At 37.7% G+C, this 22,609-nt stretch carries 11 protein-coding genes; 5 read left to right on the top strand and 6 right to left on the bottom strand.

Annotated elements, in window-relative coordinates; translation table 11 throughout:
- Positions 1–47: 47 nt before the first annotated feature.
- Positions 48–905: a peptidylprolyl isomerase gene (locus H4J56_RS10980; RefSeq protein WP_182215340.1), complete on the top strand. Its 858-nt coding sequence runs from the start codon at positions 48–50 to the stop codon at positions 903–905.
- Between the two features lie 88 nt (positions 906–993).
- Positions 994–3,270 (top strand): EAL domain-containing protein, encoded by a 2,277-nt coding sequence (locus tag H4J56_RS10975; protein WP_182215339.1) that lies wholly within the window; start codon positions 994–996, stop codon positions 3,268–3,270.
- A 222-nt stretch (positions 3,271–3,492) separates the two neighbouring features.
- Here H4J56_RS10975 and H4J56_RS10970 read toward each other — a convergent pair whose 3' ends face one another.
- The 3 genes from H4J56_RS10970 to H4J56_RS10960 form a co-directional block, all read right to left on the bottom strand.
- Positions 3,493–5,028 carry a PAS domain-containing methyl-accepting chemotaxis protein gene (locus H4J56_RS10970; RefSeq protein WP_182215337.1) on the bottom strand — a complete coding sequence of 512 codons (1,536 nt, stop codon included), beginning with the start codon at positions 5,026–5,028 and terminating at the stop codon, positions 3,493–3,495.
- Between the two features lie 202 nt (positions 5,029–5,230).
- Positions 5,231–5,704 (bottom strand): transcription elongation factor GreB, encoded by a 474-nt coding sequence (greB, locus tag H4J56_RS10965; RefSeq protein WP_182242017.1) that lies wholly within the window; start codon positions 5,702–5,704, stop codon positions 5,231–5,233.
- Positions 5,705–6,011: 307 nt separating this feature from the next.
- Positions 6,012–8,789 (bottom strand): pitrilysin family protein, encoded by a 2,778-nt coding sequence (locus tag H4J56_RS10960; RefSeq protein WP_182215394.1) that lies wholly within the window; start codon positions 8,787–8,789, stop codon positions 6,012–6,014.
- Positions 8,790–9,400: 611 nt separating this feature from the next.
- On the opposite strand from H4J56_RS10960, the gene H4J56_RS10955 reads away from it, so the two are divergent.
- Together H4J56_RS10955 and H4J56_RS10950 are read left to right on the top strand one after the other, a co-directional pair.
- Positions 9,401–10,267, top strand: a complete 867-nt coding sequence (locus H4J56_RS10955; protein ID WP_070375218.1) for an SPFH domain-containing protein — start codon at positions 9,401–9,403, stop codon at positions 10,265–10,267.
- A 23-nt stretch (positions 10,268–10,290) separates the two neighbouring features.
- The gene (locus H4J56_RS10950) at positions 10,291–10,473 is read left to right on the top strand and encodes a hypothetical protein (protein ID WP_220465239.1); all 183 of its coding nucleotides are present in this window, start codon (positions 10,291–10,293) and stop codon (positions 10,471–10,473) included.
- Positions 10,474–10,774: 301 nt separating this feature from the next.
- On the opposite strand, the gene polA is transcribed toward H4J56_RS10950, so the two are convergent.
- A complete protein-coding gene (gene polA, locus H4J56_RS10945) occupies positions 10,775–13,534 on the bottom strand; it encodes a DNA polymerase I (protein WP_182215334.1) in 2,760 nt (919 codons plus the stop codon).
- Positions 13,535–14,359: 825 nt separating this feature from the next.
- Here polA and H4J56_RS10940 point away from each other — a divergent pair.
- Entirely contained in the window at positions 14,360–16,387 is a 2,028-nt protein-coding gene (locus H4J56_RS10940) for a methyl-accepting chemotaxis protein (protein WP_182230597.1), read from the top strand.
- 100 nt (positions 16,388–16,487) lie between these two features.
- Here the strand turns inward: H4J56_RS10940 and gorA are convergent, their stop codons facing one another.
- Positions 16,488–17,843 carry a glutathione-disulfide reductase gene (gorA, locus tag H4J56_RS10935; protein ID WP_182215330.1) on the bottom strand — a complete coding sequence of 452 codons (1,356 nt, stop codon included), beginning with the start codon at positions 17,841–17,843 and terminating at the stop codon, positions 16,488–16,490.
- A gap of 67 nt (positions 17,844–17,910) precedes the next feature.
- On the bottom strand, positions 17,911–22,437 hold the full coding sequence (locus tag H4J56_RS10930) for an EAL domain-containing protein (protein WP_182259314.1): 4,527 nt from the start codon (positions 22,435–22,437) through the stop codon (positions 17,911–17,913).
- Positions 22,438–22,609: the final 172 nt, after the last annotated feature.

Below are 22,609 nucleotides of genomic sequence, written 5' to 3'. Positions count from 1 at the left end.
CTTTTACTGTATAGTAGCGGGTAAACAATAAAGATTAAGGAAACGTCATGAAAATCAGACTTATTTTAGCCATGAGTACATTACTGACTATTTTTAGCGCTGCTGCACAAACATCAAAAGTAGCTGATGAATGGCGAGCTTTAGATGTTGCAAGAACCGTATTACTGACACTACCACACGGAAAAGTTGTCATAGAACTGGCACCACAGTTTTCGCCTAAGCATGTCGAACAGTTTATAAAACTGACCCAATCAGGTCATTATGATGGTAATAAGTTCTATCGAGTGATCGACGGTTTTGTGGCGCAAGGAGGTCCTGAAGACGGCAGTCGTCAAGATAAGTTAGTACCAACATTAATCATGGAAGGTGACTTTACTACCGATGAAAACTGGCAGTTCACTAAAATTCAAAACAATGATTTATTCGCTGAACAAACAGGTTTTAAAGACGGATTTTCATTAGCTCATAACCCGAGTGAAAAAAAAGCTTGGTTAACGCACTGCCCTGGTGTCATTGCAATGGCTAGGGGGAATGACGCCGACTCCGGCACCAGTCATTTTTATATTGTTAATGGTCAAGCCACTCGCTATTTAGATCGAATTATGACTATCTTTGGTCGTGTGGTTTATGGCATGAACCACGTACAAGCCATAACTAGAACATCGGTTATTGAGGGTGATAAGCCTGTTGCTGAAAAAGATTATACCACCATGACAAGTATGAAAATGATGAGTGATGTGCCCAAAGAACAACAAATTTTATTAGCCGTAAAAAATACCGAGCACCCCGCTTTTAGTCAAATGATAGAAAAACAGAAAAAACGAGAAAATGCATTTTTCTACAAAAAACCACCACCCGTTTTAGATATTTGCCAAACGCCAGTGAAAAGCCGGATAATTAATTAAACCTTATCTAAAAGGTGGGGATGGCTTTGACCTTGAAAATGTTTTGCTATAAATTAACATGCAATGTAATAAATAATCTTGGTGAAATATGGACATAGCTAGATTAAAAAAACTATTATCTCATCAACAAGATATCTTATCTAAAATTGCCTTAGGTCGGCCTTTAAATGATGTGCTAAATGATATTTGTTTATCTATAGAAGAGCTTCTCGATGACAAGTCAGCGAGGTGCTCAATATTATCGATAAAGGACGAACAACTTTTTCACTGCGCTGCGCCAAATATTGATGATAAGTATTGTCAGGCTATTAATGGCGTACGCATTGGTCCAAAGGTAGGCTCTTGTGGGACGGCAGCATTTAGAAAGTCTCGAGTCATTGTTGAAGACATCGCAATATCCCCGTTATGGCAAGACTTTAAAGCACTCGCATTGAGCTATGGTCTTAAATCGTGTTGGTCAACCGCCATTATTTCCACACAGTCCAAAACTCTTGGTTCACTTGCCATTTATCATAGCTCTTCTAAATCCCCAACGGATAAAGATTTAGAGTTAATCGACTACTTCGTGCATTTTTCAAGCATCGCCTTAGAAAAAAATGTTGAATCACTTAACGCCAAACGACTGATTGCGGATCTACAAAAAAGTAATCAAAAATTCCAAGCTTTTACTCAGGTTATGCCTGATTTAACCTTAATATTGAGTGAAGATGGCGTATATACTGATATTTATGGCTCAGCTGATGAATTGTTATATGGTTCAGTTAACAAACTCATTAATAAAAATGTAAATGACGCCTTACCTAAAAAAGATGCACAGCCAATCATGTCGGTCATTGAAAAGACCTTAGCCACCAATGAAGTGCAAATTTTTGAATATCAGCTTGACGTTCTAAAAGGTAATATGACTTTCGAGGGGAGAACAGCCCCCCTTGACCATTATCAGCCAAACTTTCCTAATAAAAGGCATATCGTCTGGATAGCTAGAGATATAACGGTGCGTAAAGAGGCAGAAAAGGCGATTGAAAAACTGGCCTTTTTTGACCCATTAACCAACCTTCCTAATAGACGAATGCTCAACGAAAGATTGACAATGTGTATTGAAAGAATAAAACGTTCAAGCAAGACCGGCGCTTTATTATTTTTGGATATAGATAACTTTAAAAGGATTAATGACTCACTAGGACATAGCGCCGGAGATCAAATTTTAGTCGAATTATCGACAAGGCTTAGCGCCACTATAAGGGCATCGGATACTTTAGCTAGAGTGGGTGGCGATGAATTTATTATTTTATTGGAATATGTCGGTGAAAATAATGAGCAGGCCATTATAGAATCTGAAAAGGTCGCTCAAAAATTACACAGCGTATTCGATGAAAAATTTGAGTTAGGTGAATTAGCATTTCAGGTCAGTTGCAGCATAGGTATTAGCCTAGTTAACAATGGTAACTCATTAGTAGATAACATTTTGAAGTTTGCAGATACCGCTATGTATCGCGCAAAAATGAAAAAAGGTAATAGTTATAATTTCTATGATCCCGAATTACAAACCTTACTAGAAAAGCAGGCTGAACTCGAAACTGACCTTGTTAGAGCAATAGCTAATGATGAATTTTGTGCCTATTTTCAGCCGCAAGTAAACACCTCGGGTAAAGTCATTGGAGCAGAGGCACTTATTCGATGGAATCATCCCAGTAAAGGGCTGATCGCACCCAATGAATTTATACCTATTGCCGAACAATATGGGCTTATTCAAAAATTACAAAACATTGTTTTACTTGATATTTGTACATTAATTGCGCAACTGCGTACCGATAATATGATTGACGAGTTGTTCAGTGTTTCAATCAATATAAGTCATTGCCAATTTAACTCATCTACTTTAAAAACTGAGTTACTTAGTGCCATGGCTGGCTTCGATATACAACCATCACAGATTAAGTTAGAGATTACTGAGTCGATGTTGGCTGGAGATATTGATAATACCATTCAACAAATGCAAGAAATTAAAGCAAAAGGCTTTACCTTTTCCATAGATGATTTTGGTACTGGCTACTCTTGTTTAACACACTTAAGTGCTTTCCCGGTCAATGAACTTAAAATTGATAAAAGCTTTATCGATAAAATCTTAGATAATGGCACCGGCTTTAGTATCGTTAATACGATAATAACCTTAGCTAAAAGCCTTAACATAACCGTGGTTGCTGAGGGTGTAGAAGCGTTAGAGCAGCACGAGTTACTCAAAACGCTACATATTGATTCAATTCAAGGTTATCTAATTGCTAAGCCTATGACTAAAGGTGACTATCTAGCGTGGCATAAAATTAATATTAACCATCTCCAGCCGTTTATTAACACCACCCACTGATTTATAGCTGTTGATTCTACTTAAATTAATGCCGCTAAAAATTTATTTTTTTAGCGGCATTTTTACAATAGAAGCGATAATTCTGGTATCTAGGTCGCTAATGTAAACTACAAAAATTACCAGCCTTTAATAATAGACTACGTTTTAAAAGCTCGTTACCAGACGTTTTAACAATAAAAGTGGCGCTATTTTATTTGTATTTAATAACGATTAAACATTACCTTAGCCGTTAAACGCTTGCCCTAAAGCGCTAAGCGCATTGGCTCTTTTTTTAATGTTAACCGTCTCACGTTCAACCGTATTTGTTTGTTGAAGATTATTTTGAGAAGCATCACTGATGTTAATAATATTGCGGCTAATTTCCTGAGAAACCATACTTTGCTCTTCTGATGCTGTCGATATTTGTATGGCTAAATCAGAAATATCAGTGATCAATGAATATACCTTATCAACAACATCATGAGCTTCTGTTGCTTTTTCCACACAACTGTCCGCAGACTCTTTGCCTTTTGTCATAGTTTGCACCCATGATAAAAGTGTATTTTGCATTTCTGATATTGAGCTTTGTATTTGCTCTGTTGCCGCATGGGTTCTGCTTGATAACGCCCTAACTTCATCGGCCACCACCGAAAATCCTCGACCATGTTCTCCTGCGCGTGCGGCTTCGATTGCCGCATTAAGTGCTAATAAATTAGTTTGATCAGCAATGCCTTGTATTTCATGCATTATGCTGCCAACTTTTTCAACCTCACTGGCGAGCTCTGTTGCCGAAGACGCTGAATTTGCGACTTCTTCAGCCAATATATTGACTGTTTCCATGGTGGTGTGCATGGCTTTTGTGGCAATTTCACAATCTGAATGTGCTTGATTAACTTTTTGTGAAGTAAAGGTGGTGTTCTGGGCAACCTCGTCGATTGTTGCAACCATTTCTTCAACAGCTGTCGCGACTTGGTGTAATTCAGCCGTTTCTTGTTCAACACCTTCTTTAGCTATTCTCGCCGCTTGCTCAAGCGTACTCGCGCCTGCACTGAGTAAATCACTACTGTCGGTAATACGGCCTAAAATTGTTTTAATTTTACCTTCAGCCATTTTCAAATGAAAATCGGCAATACCTTGAGGTTTGCTTCCACAATAAATTAACCGTGAAAGACTGTCATAGTCTCTGCTGAGTTTTTTGAAATATTTAGGCGTATCGATAATTTCATTTTTATAAATTATAAAGGGTAGTAAAGGTAATAAAAACATCATGTATGGATAATAAAGAGCACTGAACAATGTTGTTATACTTGCGCCAAAGTAGGCTGCATTTTTAATACTGGCATTTTCGTACCACTTATTTAAAGACTTGCCCGCTTGTAGTGCTTGATAAGATAATATGGCATTACTTTTAGTTTTCTCGTCTAAGCGTGTTCTTACTGATTGAAAACCAACTAGCTGACCTGACTCAAAAATAGGGGTAATAAAAGCATCAACCCAGTAATAACGGCCATCTTTGCAGCGATTCTTAACAACACCTCGCCAAGGTAAGCCCGATTCTAAATTAGTCCATAAATCTTTAAAGGCAGCCTTAGGCATGTCTGGATGCCTTACAATGCTATGATTTTGTCCAACGAGTTCATCAAGGGAATAGCCGGCAATTTTACAAAAGTCTGGGTTCGCGTAAGTAATGACACCCTTTTTATTTGTTGTTGAAATTAACTCTACACCGTTTTCAAAATTAACTTCTTCATTAATAATCGATTGCTTTTGTCTTGTCATAGATAAATCCTTTTGTATGAATTTGTTGTTTTTATATTTTAGTTAATAAAATGATAAGATCAACAATATCAACAAAATATACTGATTTTGAAGGGATATTACATAAAAAAATAGGAAATTGAGCCACCTTGGCGTTTTAATAAAGGGAAATAGAGCAATCGATGGTTAGAGCACGATAAACCTTAGTACTTTTGTCTGCTGGTTATTTATACCAAATTTTTAAAATATCAAAAATACGCTCACCTTCGGGTGTCTGTACTACGACCTCGTCATCAACACACTTACCTATTAATGCCCTTGCCATTGGTGAATCAAGACTTATTTCACCTTTTTTAACGTCCCATTCATCAGGCCCCACCACTCGATAGGTGAGTTCTTTGTCGTCTTCATTAATTAGCGAGACCCAAGCACCAAAATAGACTTTACCTTCTTGCTTAGCATCATAATAGACAATCGTTAAGTCCTCGGTTCGCTTAACTAAAAATCTTACGCGTCGGTCAATTTCACGCAAACGCCTTTTACCATAAATGTATTCTGCATTTTCACTTCGATCGCCCTGAGCAGCAGCTTCTGAGACAGATTTAGTGATAAGAGGACGCTCTTCCTTCCATAAATATTTCAGTTCTTTATCTAAGCGATCCCAGCCTGCGCGGGTAATATAGTTACTTCGTTTCATATTTTTTAAACACGGATAAGCAGAATATTTATTGTGACAGGATTAAGCTGATCTGGCCATACTCAGCAATAAAAAGATAGCAGGTTTAAGATAAGCATCATCGCTCTTTGTAATCCGTAGCAACTCGACATTGTCTACATGGAGTAGGACTATGATTTGTCTAGAATAAAATGACGTGTAAGAAGTACTAATGCAGCGAAGGCGTGGATGCCTAAGAGCTGTTATGAACGTTAATCCTGAACATAAAAAAGCCTTAACGTTTATCGTTAAGGCTTTATATCAATCACTCAAAGAGCAATGAGTCAGATTAGATTTCGTAATCAATCACTTCATAACCTAATGCTTTTAGTTGGGGTTTCAATGTTTTAGCATCACCAACAACAACCATTAACATTTCCGCTAAGTTTAAGTGTTTCTTTGCTAGCGTATTTATTTCTTCTGCACTGATTGTTTCAACAATCTCTGCTCGCTCTTGCACAAAACTTGGCTTTAAATCGTATTCTAAGATTTGCGCTAAGAAACCTAATTTTGCCCGTGGTGTTTCATATTTCAACGCATCTCTTTGATTAATTGAATTACGCATAAAGCTTAATTCTTCCGCGGTGATACCTTGTTCGTTGTAGCCTTTTATTTCGTTAACAAACTCAATAATTGATTTATCGGTAACATCAGCACGAACTTCAGCAGAGGCGGTAAATGTACCAGAGAATTTGTCAGCACTAAAACCAGAACGTGCGCCGTAGGTATAACCTTTATCTTCACGAAGGTTTAGGTTTATACGACTATTAAATGCACCACCTAAGGTGAAGTTCATTAAATAAGACTTGTAATACTCGCCGGTAATATCTTGAGTCATTGAGCGTTTACCAATGCGAATCGCGGATTGCGCGGCACCCTCTTTATTCACTAAATAAATAACACCCGCTTTTGTCTCAGGTTTAGCCAGTGTTAGCACTAAGCTTGATCCTTTACCTTGCCAGCTAGAAAAGACGTTAAGTGATTTAATTAGCGCTTTTTCTTTCAAGTCTGATACGACGATTAACTGACTATCACTTGGTTTTACTTGCTGTTCGTAGAAGGCTTTAACATCTGCTAAGGTAATATTATTGAGACTTTGCTCGGTACCTTGGCTTGAAGTTGCTGCAATGTTGTCAGCTTGCAATAATTGACGATAAGCTGTTGAGGCTAAATAACCTGCATCTTTCTTACTATTAATTGCGCCCTGAATAGCATTACTTTTGTTGCGTGAAAATTCCACTTCAATGAATGCTGGGTGCATTAATTTTTCATTAACCAGTGCCATTGTCGCATCAAGATTTTTAGTTAGTGTACTGACATTAACATTCAAGTATTGATTACCTGCATAGATAGCGATTGAACTACCTAATTTTTGTAATTCATTGCTCATTTCTTCGGCGCTACGTTTGGTGGTCGATTCATTTAATGCACTAGCAAGTAACGAAACAACGCCTGCTTTGTCTTTGTCAGAATAATAATGACCTGCAGGAATCTTTAACAATAATGATGTCGTTGGAGTTTCAATGCTTTGCGTACCCAGCACTTTAATACCATTGGCTAACGTTTTGTTCCACATCTGTGGTACAGCGACTGATTTATTGGCAGCTGAGATTGGCATTTTACTGCGATCAAAATTATCTTGCGCTTTGCGTACCACTAAACTCTCTGCTGAGGTTTCAGATGTCTGACCTTTACTACGCGGTGCAGGAATAAAATTATCTTGTGCTGCAATTAGATCCAGTTTGCCTTTAGGCACTATGCTCATGATCACCGCATGTTGGTCTTTAATATACTTTTTAAAGACCCGCATAACATCAGCCTTAGTAACATTGGCATAACGTGCGATATCTTTTTCGATGTAATTTGGATCGCCCTTAAATGTTTGATTAGCCGCAAGTGTACTCACTTTGCCTGAAACACTTTGTAAACCGAAGATGAAGCTTGCTTCCATACTCGCTTTAACTTTCGCTAGATCGTCGTCTTGTACGCCACGCTCTTCAAATTCAACTAAACTGTCGCGAATCACTTTTTCTATATCTGCTAATGTTTTTCCTGAAGCCGGGTGTGGTAACGCTAACAAAGTAAAGGTACAAGCTAGTTCGGCACAGGGATGCCCCACTGAAGCTTGAACCGCTAATTGATTTTTCACTAAGTTTTTATAAAGCAAAGATGTTTTACCGCCACCTAAAATACTTGATAAAACGTCAAGTGGGGCTTCATCTGCATGGCGAACAGAAACGGTTGGATAAGACATATACACTAAAGGTAAATGAACATTATCTTCCATAGAAATATAACGATCTTCGTTTATGGTGAATGTAGGTTTTTCAGGCATAGCGATTTCAGGTCCGCGTGGGATAGACCCGAAATACTGTTCCACTAAGGCTAACGTTTCTTTTGCGTCAATATCGCCACCTATGGTTAAGGTTGCGTTATTTGGACCATACCATTTTAAGAAAAATGCTTTTAGGTCGTTAACATTTACACGATCTAGATCCTCTAAGTAACCAATGGTTTGCCATGAGTAAGGATGCCCTGCCGGATATAACGCTTCAGCAACTCTCTCTCCTAATAAACCGTAAGGACGATTATCATAACTTTGTCCTCTTTCATTTTTTACAGTTTCACGTTGTACTTCAAATTTTTCTTGCGTTACCGCATCAACCAAAAAGCCCATACGGTCTGACTCTAACCACAACATTTTTTCTAGTTGGTTAGCTGGAACCGTTTGAAAATAATTAGTTCGATCACCGTTAGTTGTTCCATTTAAGGTACCACCAGCTTCAGTTATTAATTTAAAATGCTGTTCGTCGGCTACGTTTTCAGAACCTTGAAACATCATATGTTCGAAAAAATGAGCAAAACCTGACTTACCTAACTCTTCGCGAGCAGAGCCAACGTGATAGGTCATGTCAACATGAACTAAGGGATCAGAAGCATCTTTATGAAGAATAACCGTCAAACCATTACTTAAGGTATATTTTTGATAAGGAATAACAGTTTTACCCGCTTCTGCCGTTACTTGCTCAACAAAATTCACACCTGCTGGTAATGTTACTTCAGCCATGGTGGTGGTTGGCGCGGTTTGTTCACATGCTGCTAAACAAGTTAATAGCAATGGGATGCTCCATTTTTTCAATTTATGCTCCTTGGTGGCTTTATTATTTATATAAATATATTTTCTCGCGCTGAACTTCTGCGCCAGTATCTAACTCTAATATATGATTTGCTCACTTGCTTTGCCAATGATATTTCTGTTTTGCAATACTTTGTTACTTATTTGTTAACTTTTAAATTTAGAACAAAAAAAAGACAACGGCTGTTGTCTCAATGATTGTCAGGAAGAATATTAACTACTCTTCTGGTTTCTTATCTTGTTTTTTATCTTGTTCTTGCTGTTCTTTTGTTTCAGTTTTCACTGGTTCATGACCTTCGCCGCCACAGCCTCCGCAACATCCCATTGTATTTTCCTGTTGAATAATGTTGGTAAGATTATAGCTAAGCCTCAACTCGCCAAAATTGATCAAAATCATCAAACGTCTAATAACTTCATTCTTTTACTAACACCTAAACTTTTATAAATATCTTATTTAATGAATGTTGCTCTGCTAAATACTTGCATTAAACAACAAGTGATATCACAATGATATCACTTGTTAAAATCTTACTGAGAATAATATGATTACGGAAAAAGAAATCAAAGCGCCTAATGGCATTATGTTTATTTTTGTTTTATTGGCATTACAGATTGGTACTTTCACCTTGTTAATTAATAACATAATAAATAACAATGTCACACTTGCCATTATTAGTTTACTGGTCACCCTTGCTATTTTTATTTGCTGGTTTGGTTTTTTTATGGTCAATCCCAAAGAAGCTCGGGTTATGCAATTGTTCGGTAAGTACGCGGGTACCGTTCATGATTCAGGCCTCCGCTGGGCTAACCCTTTTTACACAAAAATGCGCGTCTCTTTGCGGGTTAGAAATTTCGAAAGTAGTAAACTAAAAGTTAATGACAAAAATGGTAACCCCATTGAGATTGCTGCGGTCATTGTCTGGGAAGTAACAGATACCGCTGAGGCCGTTTTCCAGGTTGATGATTATGAAGATTTTGTCTCAATTCAAAGTGAATCTGCATTACGTAATTTAGCCACAAGTTATGCGTACGATCATCACGAAGATGACGATATTTCTTTACGCAGCGATCCGACTCAAATTTCAGCAGCATTAAAAATTGAAGTGCAAGACCGGTTAGAAAAAGCTGGAGTCACTGTAATTGAATCTCGTATTAGTCATTTAGCTTACGCGCCAGAAATTGCCAACGCTATGCTAAGACGCCAGCAAGCCATGGCAATTATTGCTGCACGTAGAACCATAGTCGAAGGTGCTGTCGGTATGGTAGAAATGGCATTAACAAAATTAGAAGAGCGTCAAATTGTAGAACTTGATGCAGAAAGAAAAGCCGCTATGGTGAGTAACTTATTAGTTGTTCTATGTAGCGACGAAGCGGCACAACCTGTAGTAAATACCGGCAGCTTATACTAATCGTCAATTGAGTGAGAAATATTGTGGCAAAAAAAGCATATCCTCTTCGCATTAATGAAGAAATTCTTTCTGCCATGCAACGCTGGTCTGATGATGAATTACGCAGTTTAAACGCGCAAATAGAGTACGTGCTGCGTGATGCCTTAAGAAAGTCTGGCCGAACTAAGCCTAAACCGATAGAGGCTATTATTGATCCTAAAAGTTAATCTTGTTTTTAAATACCCGTAAACGGATGATCGACAGTGATACGTTATTAAGTGGTGTCGATCATTCATATACTGAAATATAATTACATAAGATATAGTTATCAAATTTTAGACAAAAAAATACCGATGACAATGCCATCGGCTTATAAGCTATGAGGAGAGCTTGAATATACAAATTATTACAACAAGCGTTCACAAAAGAACAACTACATTATAGAGTAATCATTCTACTTTTGTAAAGCGCTTTATGTAATTAAATTACATTTTAGTTTTAAAACCACCAAAAAATAATATTGCATAGTTAATGCGCCTGCTCCCAGTTATCACCAATACCTGCCTCAGCAATGAGGGGGACTTTTAACTTCACCGCATCATTCATAATTTCAACAAGCTTCGCCGTTGTTTCATCAACGATGTCTTGATGAATTTCAAATATCAACTCATCGTGTACTTGCATTGTCATTTGAATACGTGGGTCTTGCTGGATTTGTATCCATTCATCTACAGCTAACATCGCTTTTTTAATGATATCAGCGGCAGTGCCTTGCATAGGTGCATTAATAGCGGCACGTTCAGCGCCTTTTCTACGCATCGCATTTTTAGCTTTAATATCAGGTAAATATAAACGACGACCGAAGCATGTTTCCACAAAACCTTGCTCTGCAGCTTGCTGACGCGTGTCCTCCATGTAAGCCATAACATTAGGGTAACGTTCAAAATACTTATCCATATACTCTTGCGCGCGATGGCGAGGCACATCAAGTTGTTTTGCTAAACCAAACGCTGACATTCCGTAAATCAAACCAAAGTTTACTGCTTTAGCGCTACGGCGTTGATCAACCGTTACCTCGGCCAAATCGACACCAAATATCTCAGCCGCTGTTGCTTTATGCACATCTCGCCCTTCTGAAAAGGCAGAGACTAATCCTGGATCATCAGATAAATGCGCCATAATACGCAGTTCTATTTGAGAATAATCTATCGCGACAATTTTATGATCTTTGGGCGCAATAAAAGCTAAGCGAATTTTTCGACCCTCTTCACTACGAATTGGGATATTTTGAAGATTTGGATCGGTCGAAGATAAACGCCCTGTTGCCGCAACGGCTTGTTGATAAGAGGTATGTACTCGACCTAACTTGCACACTAACAAAGGAAGCTTGTCAGTGTAAGTCGATTTTAACTTACTCAATCCTCGGTTTTCTAAAATAACTTTCGGTAAAGGGTAATCTAACGCCAGCTCTTGTAACACTTCTTCTGCGGTTGAAGGTGCACCTTTGGGCGTTTTCTTAATAACCGGAATTTTTAACTCTTCAAACAATATTTTTTGTAGTTGCTTGGGTGATGATAAGTTAAACGTTTGTCCGGCAATATCGTGTGCTTGAATTTCTAATTCTTGTAAGCGCATACCAAGTGCATGGCTTTGTTCATTCAACAAATCAGAATCGATTAGTACACCGTGTTGCTCCATACGCGCTAAAATAGGTAACAAAGGCATTTCAATGTCGGTAAATACTGATAATTGATCTTTATTTTTTTCTAACTTAGCATAAATGGCTTGGTGCAAGCGCAAGGTAATATCGGCATCTTCGGCGGCATAATATCCCGCTTTTTCAATTTCAATTTGGTTGAAAGTTAATTTTTTAGCGCCCTTGCCAGCAACTTCTTCAAAACTGACCGTCTTGTAGCCTAAATATTTAGTCGCTAATGCGTCCATATTGTGGCGAGTCGCAACACTGTTTAAACAATAAGACTCGATCATGGTATCAAAAGTAATACCTTGCATTTCAATATCGTAACGTGAAAGCACGTTAACATCATACTTTAAGTTCTGACCGACTTTTGCTTGATTTTTATCTTCGAGAAGTGGTTTTAATTGTGCCAAGACCCAGTCACGGTCGAGCTGTTTGGGCGCATCAGGATAATCATGCATAAGCGGCACATAAGCGGCAGTTCCAGCTTCGACAGAAAACGATAAACCCACTAACTCTGCTTTCATATAATCGACACTGGTTGTTTCGGTATCAAAGGCAAAGAGATCAGCATTTTTTAATTTAGTCAGCCATGAAGTAAACTCAGCTTCGCTAAAAATAATTTGATAGTCAGTTTCAATATCATCTGCTGCAGGTGTTTCTTCTACAATCGAGTCAACACTTGAGGTTTGCTGTCCGGGTGAACCCGCAATAGCAGATTCACCATTTTGTAAGTCTGCTAATAACCGGCGCAATTCAAATCGAGTGTATAGCTCAGTTAATTTTTCAACATCGGCAACGCCTGGCTGTAATTGATCAGCGGTTTGCTCAAGCGGTACATCAAGTTTAATGGTTGCTAATTCATAAGAGAGGGGTAAAAACTCAAGTGCTTCACGTAAATACTCACCAATCTTACCTTTTACGTTTCCGGCATTAGCAATCACATTTTCTAAATTTTCGTGCTCAAGCAACCATTTTACTGCTGTTTTGGGACCACACTTATTAACCCCTGGAATATTATCGACTTTATCACCCATTAACGCGAGGTAATCAATAATTTGATCTGGGCGGACACCAAACTTTTCAATAACACCATCAACATCCATTTTTACATCGGTCATGGTATTAATAAGCGTGACATGCTTATCAACGAGTTGCGCCATGTCTTTATCGCCAGTTGATATAACGGTATCGATACCCGCTTTACTCGCTTGTTCTGCCAAAGTACCAATAACGTCATCGGCTTCGACGCCATCAATCACCAATAGCGGTAAACCCATAGCGGCAACAATTTCATGGATTGGTGCAATTTGAGTACGAAGATCGTCGGGCATTGGTGGACGATTCGCTTTATATTCAGGATACATGTCATTACGAAAGGTCTTTCCTTTCGCATCAAATATCACAATAACATTGCCATTTGGATAATTTTTTTTCAGACTTTTTAGCATGTTTAACACGCCAGTAATCGCACCGGTAGGTTGACCATCTTTTGTCGATAATGCTTGTAAATATGGAACATGATAAGCACGGAATAAGTACGAAGAACCATCTACTAAAATGAGTGGCGATAAAGCAGAATTTGTCATGATGATATGTGACTAGAAGTGAAATTTGGCTAAGGATGCCATACTCAGTACATTCTCTCCACTTAATCTATAAAATTAGTCGCAAAAGATCGTAAAAATTGTGGATAAGTATGTTGAAAACAACGTAGAAAACCATAACAACCAAATGGCTATTACGGTAAATTTGTAGGTAACATCTTATTTTTATTGAGAAAAGGTAGTTTGAAATTCCTTTTTCACATATTTATTATTATTTTTATTTATGTGGATAAAAATTTATCCTGTACGTTTTCAGCATCTTATTAATTGTGTGTTTTTTGTGCTGCTCAAATAAACGAGGTAAGAGAGTACCAGAATTTTCTCTCAATACCAGACAATTATTAAATTATTTTTAGTGGTATATTTCGGCTTTAAATAACTAAAAAACATAAGCGAATAACAGTAAGACTTAGCGCGATTTTAAAGATAAAAAAAGCTGAATTAATTTATCTTTAATTTGAATAAAAGCTCAAATAACCAAAAAATAAATCATCAAAAATATTGCTTTATTATTCTTGCTTTATTTTTATAATTAATATTTAATTTTTAATGTTGTTACGGGAGGTTTTTAGCTAAGCCATCTGGTCATACCTTTATTGAGTAGAGAAGATTACCGTGATACTGTAATTAAACTTAAGATATGGATGTCTTTTAGGCCAGTAGGTCACCCTTTAATTTAATTTGGTTTAATTGTTAGGTAAAACGCTTTTATCTAAGACATTTTAATAATAAATGCACACCTTTATCACATTAAGTAAATATCGGATTACAATTAAAGGATGAGCAACGTAACACAAGGCTTAATTAATGCTGAATCTCACCATAAAACAAAAAATCATCTTTGGTTTTACTACGATTGGATTATTATTATTAACGGCAAGTAGCTTTTTTTACTATTCATTAAGTAAAATTTCTGACGCCAATAATAATGTTGAAACATTAGCCGTTCCTGTGCAAAAACAAAGTGGCACGTTACAAGTTCAATTGCTGAAAATGATGAAGCAAGCGGCTGTCGCTTATACACAATCCGATGCTAATGAGTTACAGGAAAGTTTAGAGCAGTTTAATCATCTACAAAAAGATTACCAAGCAACTGTTCAGCTATTACGCCTGAAAGTGACTAAGCAAGCAAAAATGCAATCGGCTCTTGAAGAAGCACAAGTCCAATATCAACAATACTCAACCGATATTCAAGCAATGTTCTCAGCTAAAATAGGGCATCAGCAAGCAAAAAGAGACTTCCAAGCTGACTATAAAACTTTTGAAAATGCGCGTTATCAAGCAAGCACCTATATGCTTGATTTAGAAATTATTGAAGCGACGGGTCAGGAGAAGTTACTTGATGAAGTTATTGGTACAGGTACGCGCATTGATGACTCACTTTTTAGCTTAAAAAACACTATGTCAGGGCTTGACCGAATAGAATCAACAGACTTAGTGACTAAACACCAAGATGATATGATTTTTTTAATCAATAATATTGAAACTAATTTTGCTTATTTAGTCCAGCAAGCTGAGCCACTTAATGCTAATGAACTGTTAAATGACTTTAAGCAGAACTTGACGCTGATGCAAGAATCAATTCAACAACCAGGTCGTTTATACCAACTACAACTACAAACAATTAATCTACAATATCAAGCAAAAGAAGCTTATCTTTCTGCAACCCAATCTTATAATTTAAGCTATGCCAAGCTAGATGAATTAGTTTTATTAGCGAATAAACGTTTTGCTCATTTTCAAAACAATGCCCAAGAAGAAATTGAAAGAGGAAAAACTTTAGCCATCGTTTTAGCGTTAATATTTATTGTTATGGCGAGCTTTATTACTTATGTCACAACTAAAGCCATGATTGGTCCATTACGGGCAGTAAACAAAGCCTTGGCATTAATCGCTAGTGGTAACTTGTCAAAGCGCATGGAAAAACGCAGTGATGATGAGTTTGGCGGGCTGATTACTAATATTAATAAGTTATCTGATGATCTAACTCAATTACTTAACGCCATTAATAAAGACGCCCATTCGCTTGATGAATCTGCGGCGTTAACCAATCAACAAAGTTTGTTTATATCAGAATCCGCCAGTCAACAAATTACCCGTATTGATAATGCCAAACAGCTTGCTGAACAAATGTTTGCTAGTTCAAGTATGGTAAAAGATGAAGCAGTGACTACCGCTTCCCATGTCACTGAAGCATCACAACGCAGCCAAGACATTAATAATATTGCTAACGATAACAGCCAGCGTATTAAGCAATTATCAACTCGACTGGGTGAATCAGTGGAAGTCATGGAATTACTTAGCCAGCATAGTCGCAGCATAGGTAGTATTTTAGATACCATTGGTGGTATTGCTGAGCAGACTAACTTACTTGCTTTAAACGCGGCTATTGAAGCAGCAAGAGCCGGAGAGCAAGGTCGTGGCTTTTCAGTGGTTGCTGATGAGGTAAGATCATTAGCTTCTCGCACTCAGGCGTCCACCGCTGAAATACAAGTGATGATTAATAATTTACAAAAAGATACTACTATTGCGGTCAAGGCGATTTCTGAAGGCCAAACACAAGCCAGTGAATGTGTGGCTCAAAGTCAGCAATTAAGCCATGCTATTAACCAAATTGAGGACACCTTAAAAGCAATTGACTCGATGAGCAAAAGTATTACTACTGCAGCACAAGAGCAGTTGGTTTATAGTGAGCAAATAGAACAAACAATGAATGAAACGGCTGATGCGGCAAATAAGAATGCTATGGAAGCGAGTAATATGCACAAAAGAAGTGAAGATGTCAGTACTTTAGCGCATTCTCTAACCAGCTCAGTAGAGCGTTTTACACTTTAAGCGGCGGATTTATTAGCGCTAGTTAAAGTAGTGTCGAGCGTCATCATTAATAGCCAGAAGATGACGCCAACACAACTTTGTATGGTGTGGTTAACGCCACTTAATTCATGGTAACAAACTCTTCTGCACTTGTTGGATGTATCGCAATAGTGTTATCAAAGTCGGCTTTAGTTGCGCCCATTTTCATGGCAACCGCAAACCCTTGCAACAATTCATCACTACCAAAGCCAATACTGTGAATGCCAACAATTTTTTCTTCTTTACCAACACAAATAAGTTTCATACGCGTAGGATCACGATAATCTTCAGTCATCGCCTGATACAAAGCAGTGAACTGTGAATTGTAAACCTTAACCTCTTCTACGCCGTATTCGTCAAGCGCTTCTTTTTCAGATAGGCCAACCGTACCAATAACTGGGTGACTAAACACAACCGTGGCAATATTTGAATAGTCTAAATGCTCGTCAGGTTTATTATTAAATAAACGTTCACATAAGCGACGACCTGCGGCAACAGCGACCGGTGTTAATTGTGCACGACCAGTATTGTCACCGACTGCATAGATACCTTTAACATTCGTATTTTGGTATTTGTCTGTTGAAATAAAGCCTTGTTCGTTCATTGCGACGCCAGCCAACTCAAGATTAATTTTATCTGTTGCTGGCTCTCGCCCTATTGCCCAAATTAAAGAGTCAACAGGCCCAACAGACTTACCATTTTCCAAATGGATGGTCAGTTGACCATTATCGTGTTTTTCAACATGACTGGGTGTACTGTGGGTATGCAGTGTTGGACCATGTTTTGCCATTTGTTCGACTAACGTGTCACTGAGCATATCGTCAAAACCACGTAGTGGCTTTTCTTTACGCACTAATAAATGTGAGGTGGTGCCTAAAGCATGAAATACGCCAGCAAGTTCTACGGCAATATAACCTGCCCCAACAACCGCAACACTTTTAGGTTGTTCTGTTAATGCGAAAAAGCCGTCAGAATCGATACCATGCTCTGCACCTTCAATACTTGGAATGCTCGGACGACCACCGGTAGCAATAACAATATGGTCAGCGGTAATTTGTTCGCCATTAACTTCGACAGTGTTTTTATTGATAAATTTGGCAAAACCATCAATGACAGTAACACCGTTACTGGCAAAACCACGAGCATAGGCTGCATGAATGCGCTCTATATAAGCTTCCCTGTTTTTAACTAACGTGCTCCAATTAAAACCTTGTAACGGCGCATTAAAACCGTAATCAGCAGAGTAGTGTAACGCATCGGCAATTTGCCCGGCATACCACATGGCTTTTTTCGGCACACAACCCACATTGACACACGTGCCACCAATTTGCTTAGCTTCTATTACTGCTGCTTTTTTACCGAGCTTTGCTGCGCGATTTGCAGAAGCAATACCGCCACTTCCTGCGCCAATGGCAAGAAAGTCAAAATGTTGAGTCATGTTATTATTCCTAAAAAAATGTATGAGTTATATATGTGGCTAAACAAGCGTTATTCAAGCCAATTAGCTATTCTGGCTTATTCACTTTTATCGCGATAATGTCATCATGCAAAAATTGTTCAATTTTCGCAGCTCCAACTGGCTTACTATAAAGGTAGCCTTGGATAAGGTGACAGTGTTTTTCACCTAAAAATTTCAGTTGTATTTCATTTTCTACACCTTCGGCAATACAAATCATTTTCAAGTTTTTTGCCAAGACTAACGTCGCAGCAACAATCGCTTCATCAGCAGAGTTAATGCCAATGCCAGAAATAAAGCTCCGGTCAATTTTTAATATTTTTAAAGGTAGCTTCTTTAAATAAGACAAGGATGAGTAACCGGTACCAAAATCATCTAAAGCAAGTACCACACCTAATTTATCAAGCGCGGTCATAGTTGCAATAGCTTTATCAGGATCAGAAATAAGCATGCTTTCAGTGACTTCAAACTTAAGCGCTTCTGGAGGTAAATCATGTTCTTGTAAAATATTTTTTAAATAATGAATTAAATTGTCTTCAAGAAAGTGCTGAACAGACAAATTAATTGATAAATAGATATCAGGGCGAATTGCCCGCCATTTTTTCAAATCTATTACACCACGTAAAATAGCCGCTTCAGTCATAGGTATAATCAAACCTAGATCTTCTGAAAGTGGAATAAAATTATCGGGTGGAATTAACTTGTCGCCACTTTGCCAGCGTAATAATAATTCGGCGCCAACGGCCTTACCTTTATATGAGTCAACAATAGGCTGATAATAATTAATAAATTCGCTGTTTTCAAAAGCCAACTTAAGCGTTGATTCAGCAAGTAACCGCTCACTTGCTTCAACATTCATACGGGGTGTATAAAATTGAAAGGTATTACGGCCAAGTTGCTTAGAATGATACATAGCGACATCGGCGTGACGAAGCAACTCATCACTATCTTTGGCATCTTCGGGGAAAAGTGCAATACCTATACTAGCACCAACACTGATGGTATTGCCGTTTAATAGCACCGGCTCGCCAACGGCAGTAATCACCTTCTGTGCAACTCGACCCAGCTGACCATGGCCGCGAAAAGACTCTAGCAGAACAACGAATTCATCACCGCCAATGCGAGCAACGGTATCATCAACCCTCAGAACTGCTTTTAAACGCCTGGTGACTTCTTGTAAGAGCAAATCGCCACAGTCATGACCCAATGAATCATTAACTTGTTTAAACCTGTCTAGATCAATAAAAAACAAAGCAATGGATTGTGACATGCGGGCAGAATAGTCCATTGCATGTTTTATTCTGTCGAGCAATAATGAACGATTAGGTAAATCCGTTAAATGGTCATAATTGGCTAAATAACGCAGCTCTTTTTCTGCATGCTTTTGCGCGGTTATATCGGTAAAAATACAAACAAAATAAATACTATTCGTTGACTCATTAAGGCTGGCACTGACCGTTAAAATAACATGGAATTCTTCACCAGCCTTTGTTGTTATTAGCTCTTCACCTCGCCAATCATCCCCAGCCTTTAAATGAGAAAATAAGGTCTTATAAAACTCAAAGCGATCGTTGGTTAATCCAAATAATTTCGCATCGAAAGCGAACTCTTCATCTTGCCAAGCAAAAACCTCACGCAAGGACTCATTCGCGATGACCCGACTAAAGTTGTCACTAATAATTAAGACCCAATCTTTGGTTTTCTTAAAAGCTTCACCATAGAAGTGAGCACGTTCGGCGTCGGCTAACGACTGGGTAATATTTGTATACGCGCCGGTAATTCTGGTTGGCTTGCCTTTAGTGTCAGTTGCCACAATTTTTCCAAGGTCTTTAAACCACAACCAATGACCATTGGATTTTTTCATTCGGTAACTGCATGAAAAGCTTACCTTAACATCAGCCGCACCCAAAAACTGTAACCATCGTGAATGAAACAATTCACGTTCATCTTTGTGAATTAACGACAAATGCTCATTAAAGCTATAAGAATATTTAAGGTCACTATAACCTAATTCTTCAGAGGCTCGTTTAGCGAACATTAAGTTATTATCGCTTTGCCAATCCCACACTTCACTATTACTACCAGTTAAGGCTAGCTGCAATCTATTTTCTCGGTATTTTACCTCTTCATGTGCGGCAAGTAATAAACGCGTATTTTGTTGGCGCTTTGCATACCACAGCATAAATAAAGTCAACAAGAGCACAATATAAACTAAGTAAGCTAGCGGCGAAGACCAAAGAGCATATTTCACCACGAAGTTAATAACAAAAGCTTCAGAATATTTTTTAGTTTCAGCTGATTGGATACGCACTACCAGCGAATGCTCCCCTGAAGGTAAGCTCGGAAAAGTAATGTGATTTTCAGTGGTTAATGGATAACTTATGTTATCAGCACCTTGTAACTTGTATTCAAACAGGAAATTATTCGTGTTGTTGTAAGATAATGGCGAGAAGTCAATACGAATACCGACATCATCATAGTTTAACTGAACGGTATCACCATTACTCAGCACAAAAGGCAAAGCTAAATCACGTGATAACACGTTAATATTAGTGGCATGTACACTCAGTTGCTCATCATCTTGTTTTGTCTTTAAAACCAGAGGGTCAAAAATGGTTAAGCCGTTCATGGCACCATAGGCAAATGTGTGATTATACATTTCGTAGAAAGCACCACTATTGAACTCTTTACCCACTAAACCATCACTGATACCAAAATTACGAAGATGGTGTGTTTCAGCGTTTAGCATATAAATACCGTTATGGCTGGAAAACCAAAGATCACCTTCAGGGTCTACCATTAAACCGTAAATATTGAGTCCCACATTGGAATTATTTTTGTCATATACATATTTTTTTTCAAACGTTTTACTGTCTAAACCGACCAGTTCTTTACCAGCAAAACTAAACCATAGCAGGCCTTTTTTATCAAAAGCCACATTTTCTATAGATATCCATTCACTTTCTTTAATCTTAGGATTTTGATAAATCATGGTACTTGTTCGTGTTTCAAGATCAAAAAACCATAATGAATTATTGGTAGAAAAAAGCATTTTATCACTATTAGGTAAATAGCCGAGTAAAGTAAAAACCTTATCTTCCGCAATGCTCGCAGTCATTTCATCAAGTGGGTCAATAGCGCCCGTTGTTAATGAAATGCGATTGACACCTTTTTCCGTAATACTCCACAACGTATTATAACGATCATAAAAGAAATCATACTGACCTAACGCAAGCAGCTCTTTTACTTTAACGTCATACGGAATATCAATAATTTTTTTGAGCGCTATATCAAATAACACCACCCCTTTACCGGTAGAAAGCCATAAGCGTTGCTCCAAATCTTCATAAAGATGATCTATGTTCCCACGATGATAAATCGTTTTAGGGGTCTCGGTTGTTAAATAGTGCAACATGGTATCGTGACGCGTATCGAGTAAATTAAGACCATTTTGAGTGCCTATCCATAACTGTTCAGGGTCACTCCTTTTCGCCGTAATAGACCAAACAAGGTTGTCTGTTAAACTTTTTTCACTGTCTTTTTTATAACGATAGTTGGTTACTAAGCTCAGTTTAGGATTCCATTTATAAAGACCGGTAGCCTGAGAGCCCAACCAAAACACCCCTTGTTTGTCTTTCATAATAGCAACTACATCACTGCTTTTAATATGGTCAAAAAACTCATTAAACGAAAAAAGAAATTCTGTGGTGTCTGTTTTTGTATCAATAGCAGAAAACCCTAAATGACTGCCTTGATATACGTTATCGCCATCGTCATAAAACTGCCAACTTGAAACACCGTCAGTTACCATTTTGTAAGTGGGTAATTGAAGATCACCCACTAAATAATTGTTAATTTTACTAACCGGCAAGCTATAAACACCATTGTCTGTACCCAAATACAAATGATTATTCGCACTTACATGCAAGTTAAATACTTTATTCGCCCCTACCGCACTAAAGCTGTCTGAGCTAATTTCAGTCGCGGTAATGGCAGGTAATTTTTTCCATTTTTTAGTGTCAACATTTAAGGCAAAAGTGCCAATACGTGTCGCAATATATAAAATATTTTGATGTAACAATATTTCATAAATATTATTAACCGCAGGAAGCTCATTTGATAAATCTAATAGACGCGTACTTTTTTGAGATATTTTGTTATACACGATGATAGTTTTTGCACTGGCAATAAAAAAGTCATTATTGTTGCCCTCGACCATATCCGCTATATAATAATCTTTATTTAGCGGATCTGTTTGTAGAATTTTTTGGTAGGTATCTGTTTTTTTATTGTAAGTAATTAGCCCTTTATCAACGATGTTGATCCAAAGTAATTTGTCCTTATCTTGAATAATCCGGTACGTTTCATAATTTTCAAAATCATTATCTGGCCCAGGTAAACTGCGAAAATTATAACCGTCATACATATTCAAACCATTTTCAGTGCCAACCCAAATAAAACCTTCATCATCTTGAAAAATAGTTTTAACCGAGCCTTGAGACAAGCCATGCTCAACTGACAAGTTTTCTAAATATAAATTATTCACCTCTGCTTGTGCAGTATTTGTGAAAAGCATAGCGCACAGTAAAAAAAGTGAATATAAGGAATTCACAGAAAAAAAACGAAACATAACACCTCGAGAAACTCATGACGAAGACAAATCATATATTTTTAGTATAAGTAAAATACAATTAAAATAAATATTTATCCGAACTAAAAGGGTAAATAAAGAGCCTAATTAACAATAA

The organism is Colwellia sp. BRX8-4 (genome assembly GCF_014077345.1).
In the GTDB taxonomy this organism is placed as follows: domain Bacteria; phylum Pseudomonadota; class Gammaproteobacteria; order Enterobacterales; family Alteromonadaceae; genus Colwellia_A.
Note: the sequence above shows the minus strand (reverse complement) of the source record. Positions and strands in the feature narration are given on the sequence as shown.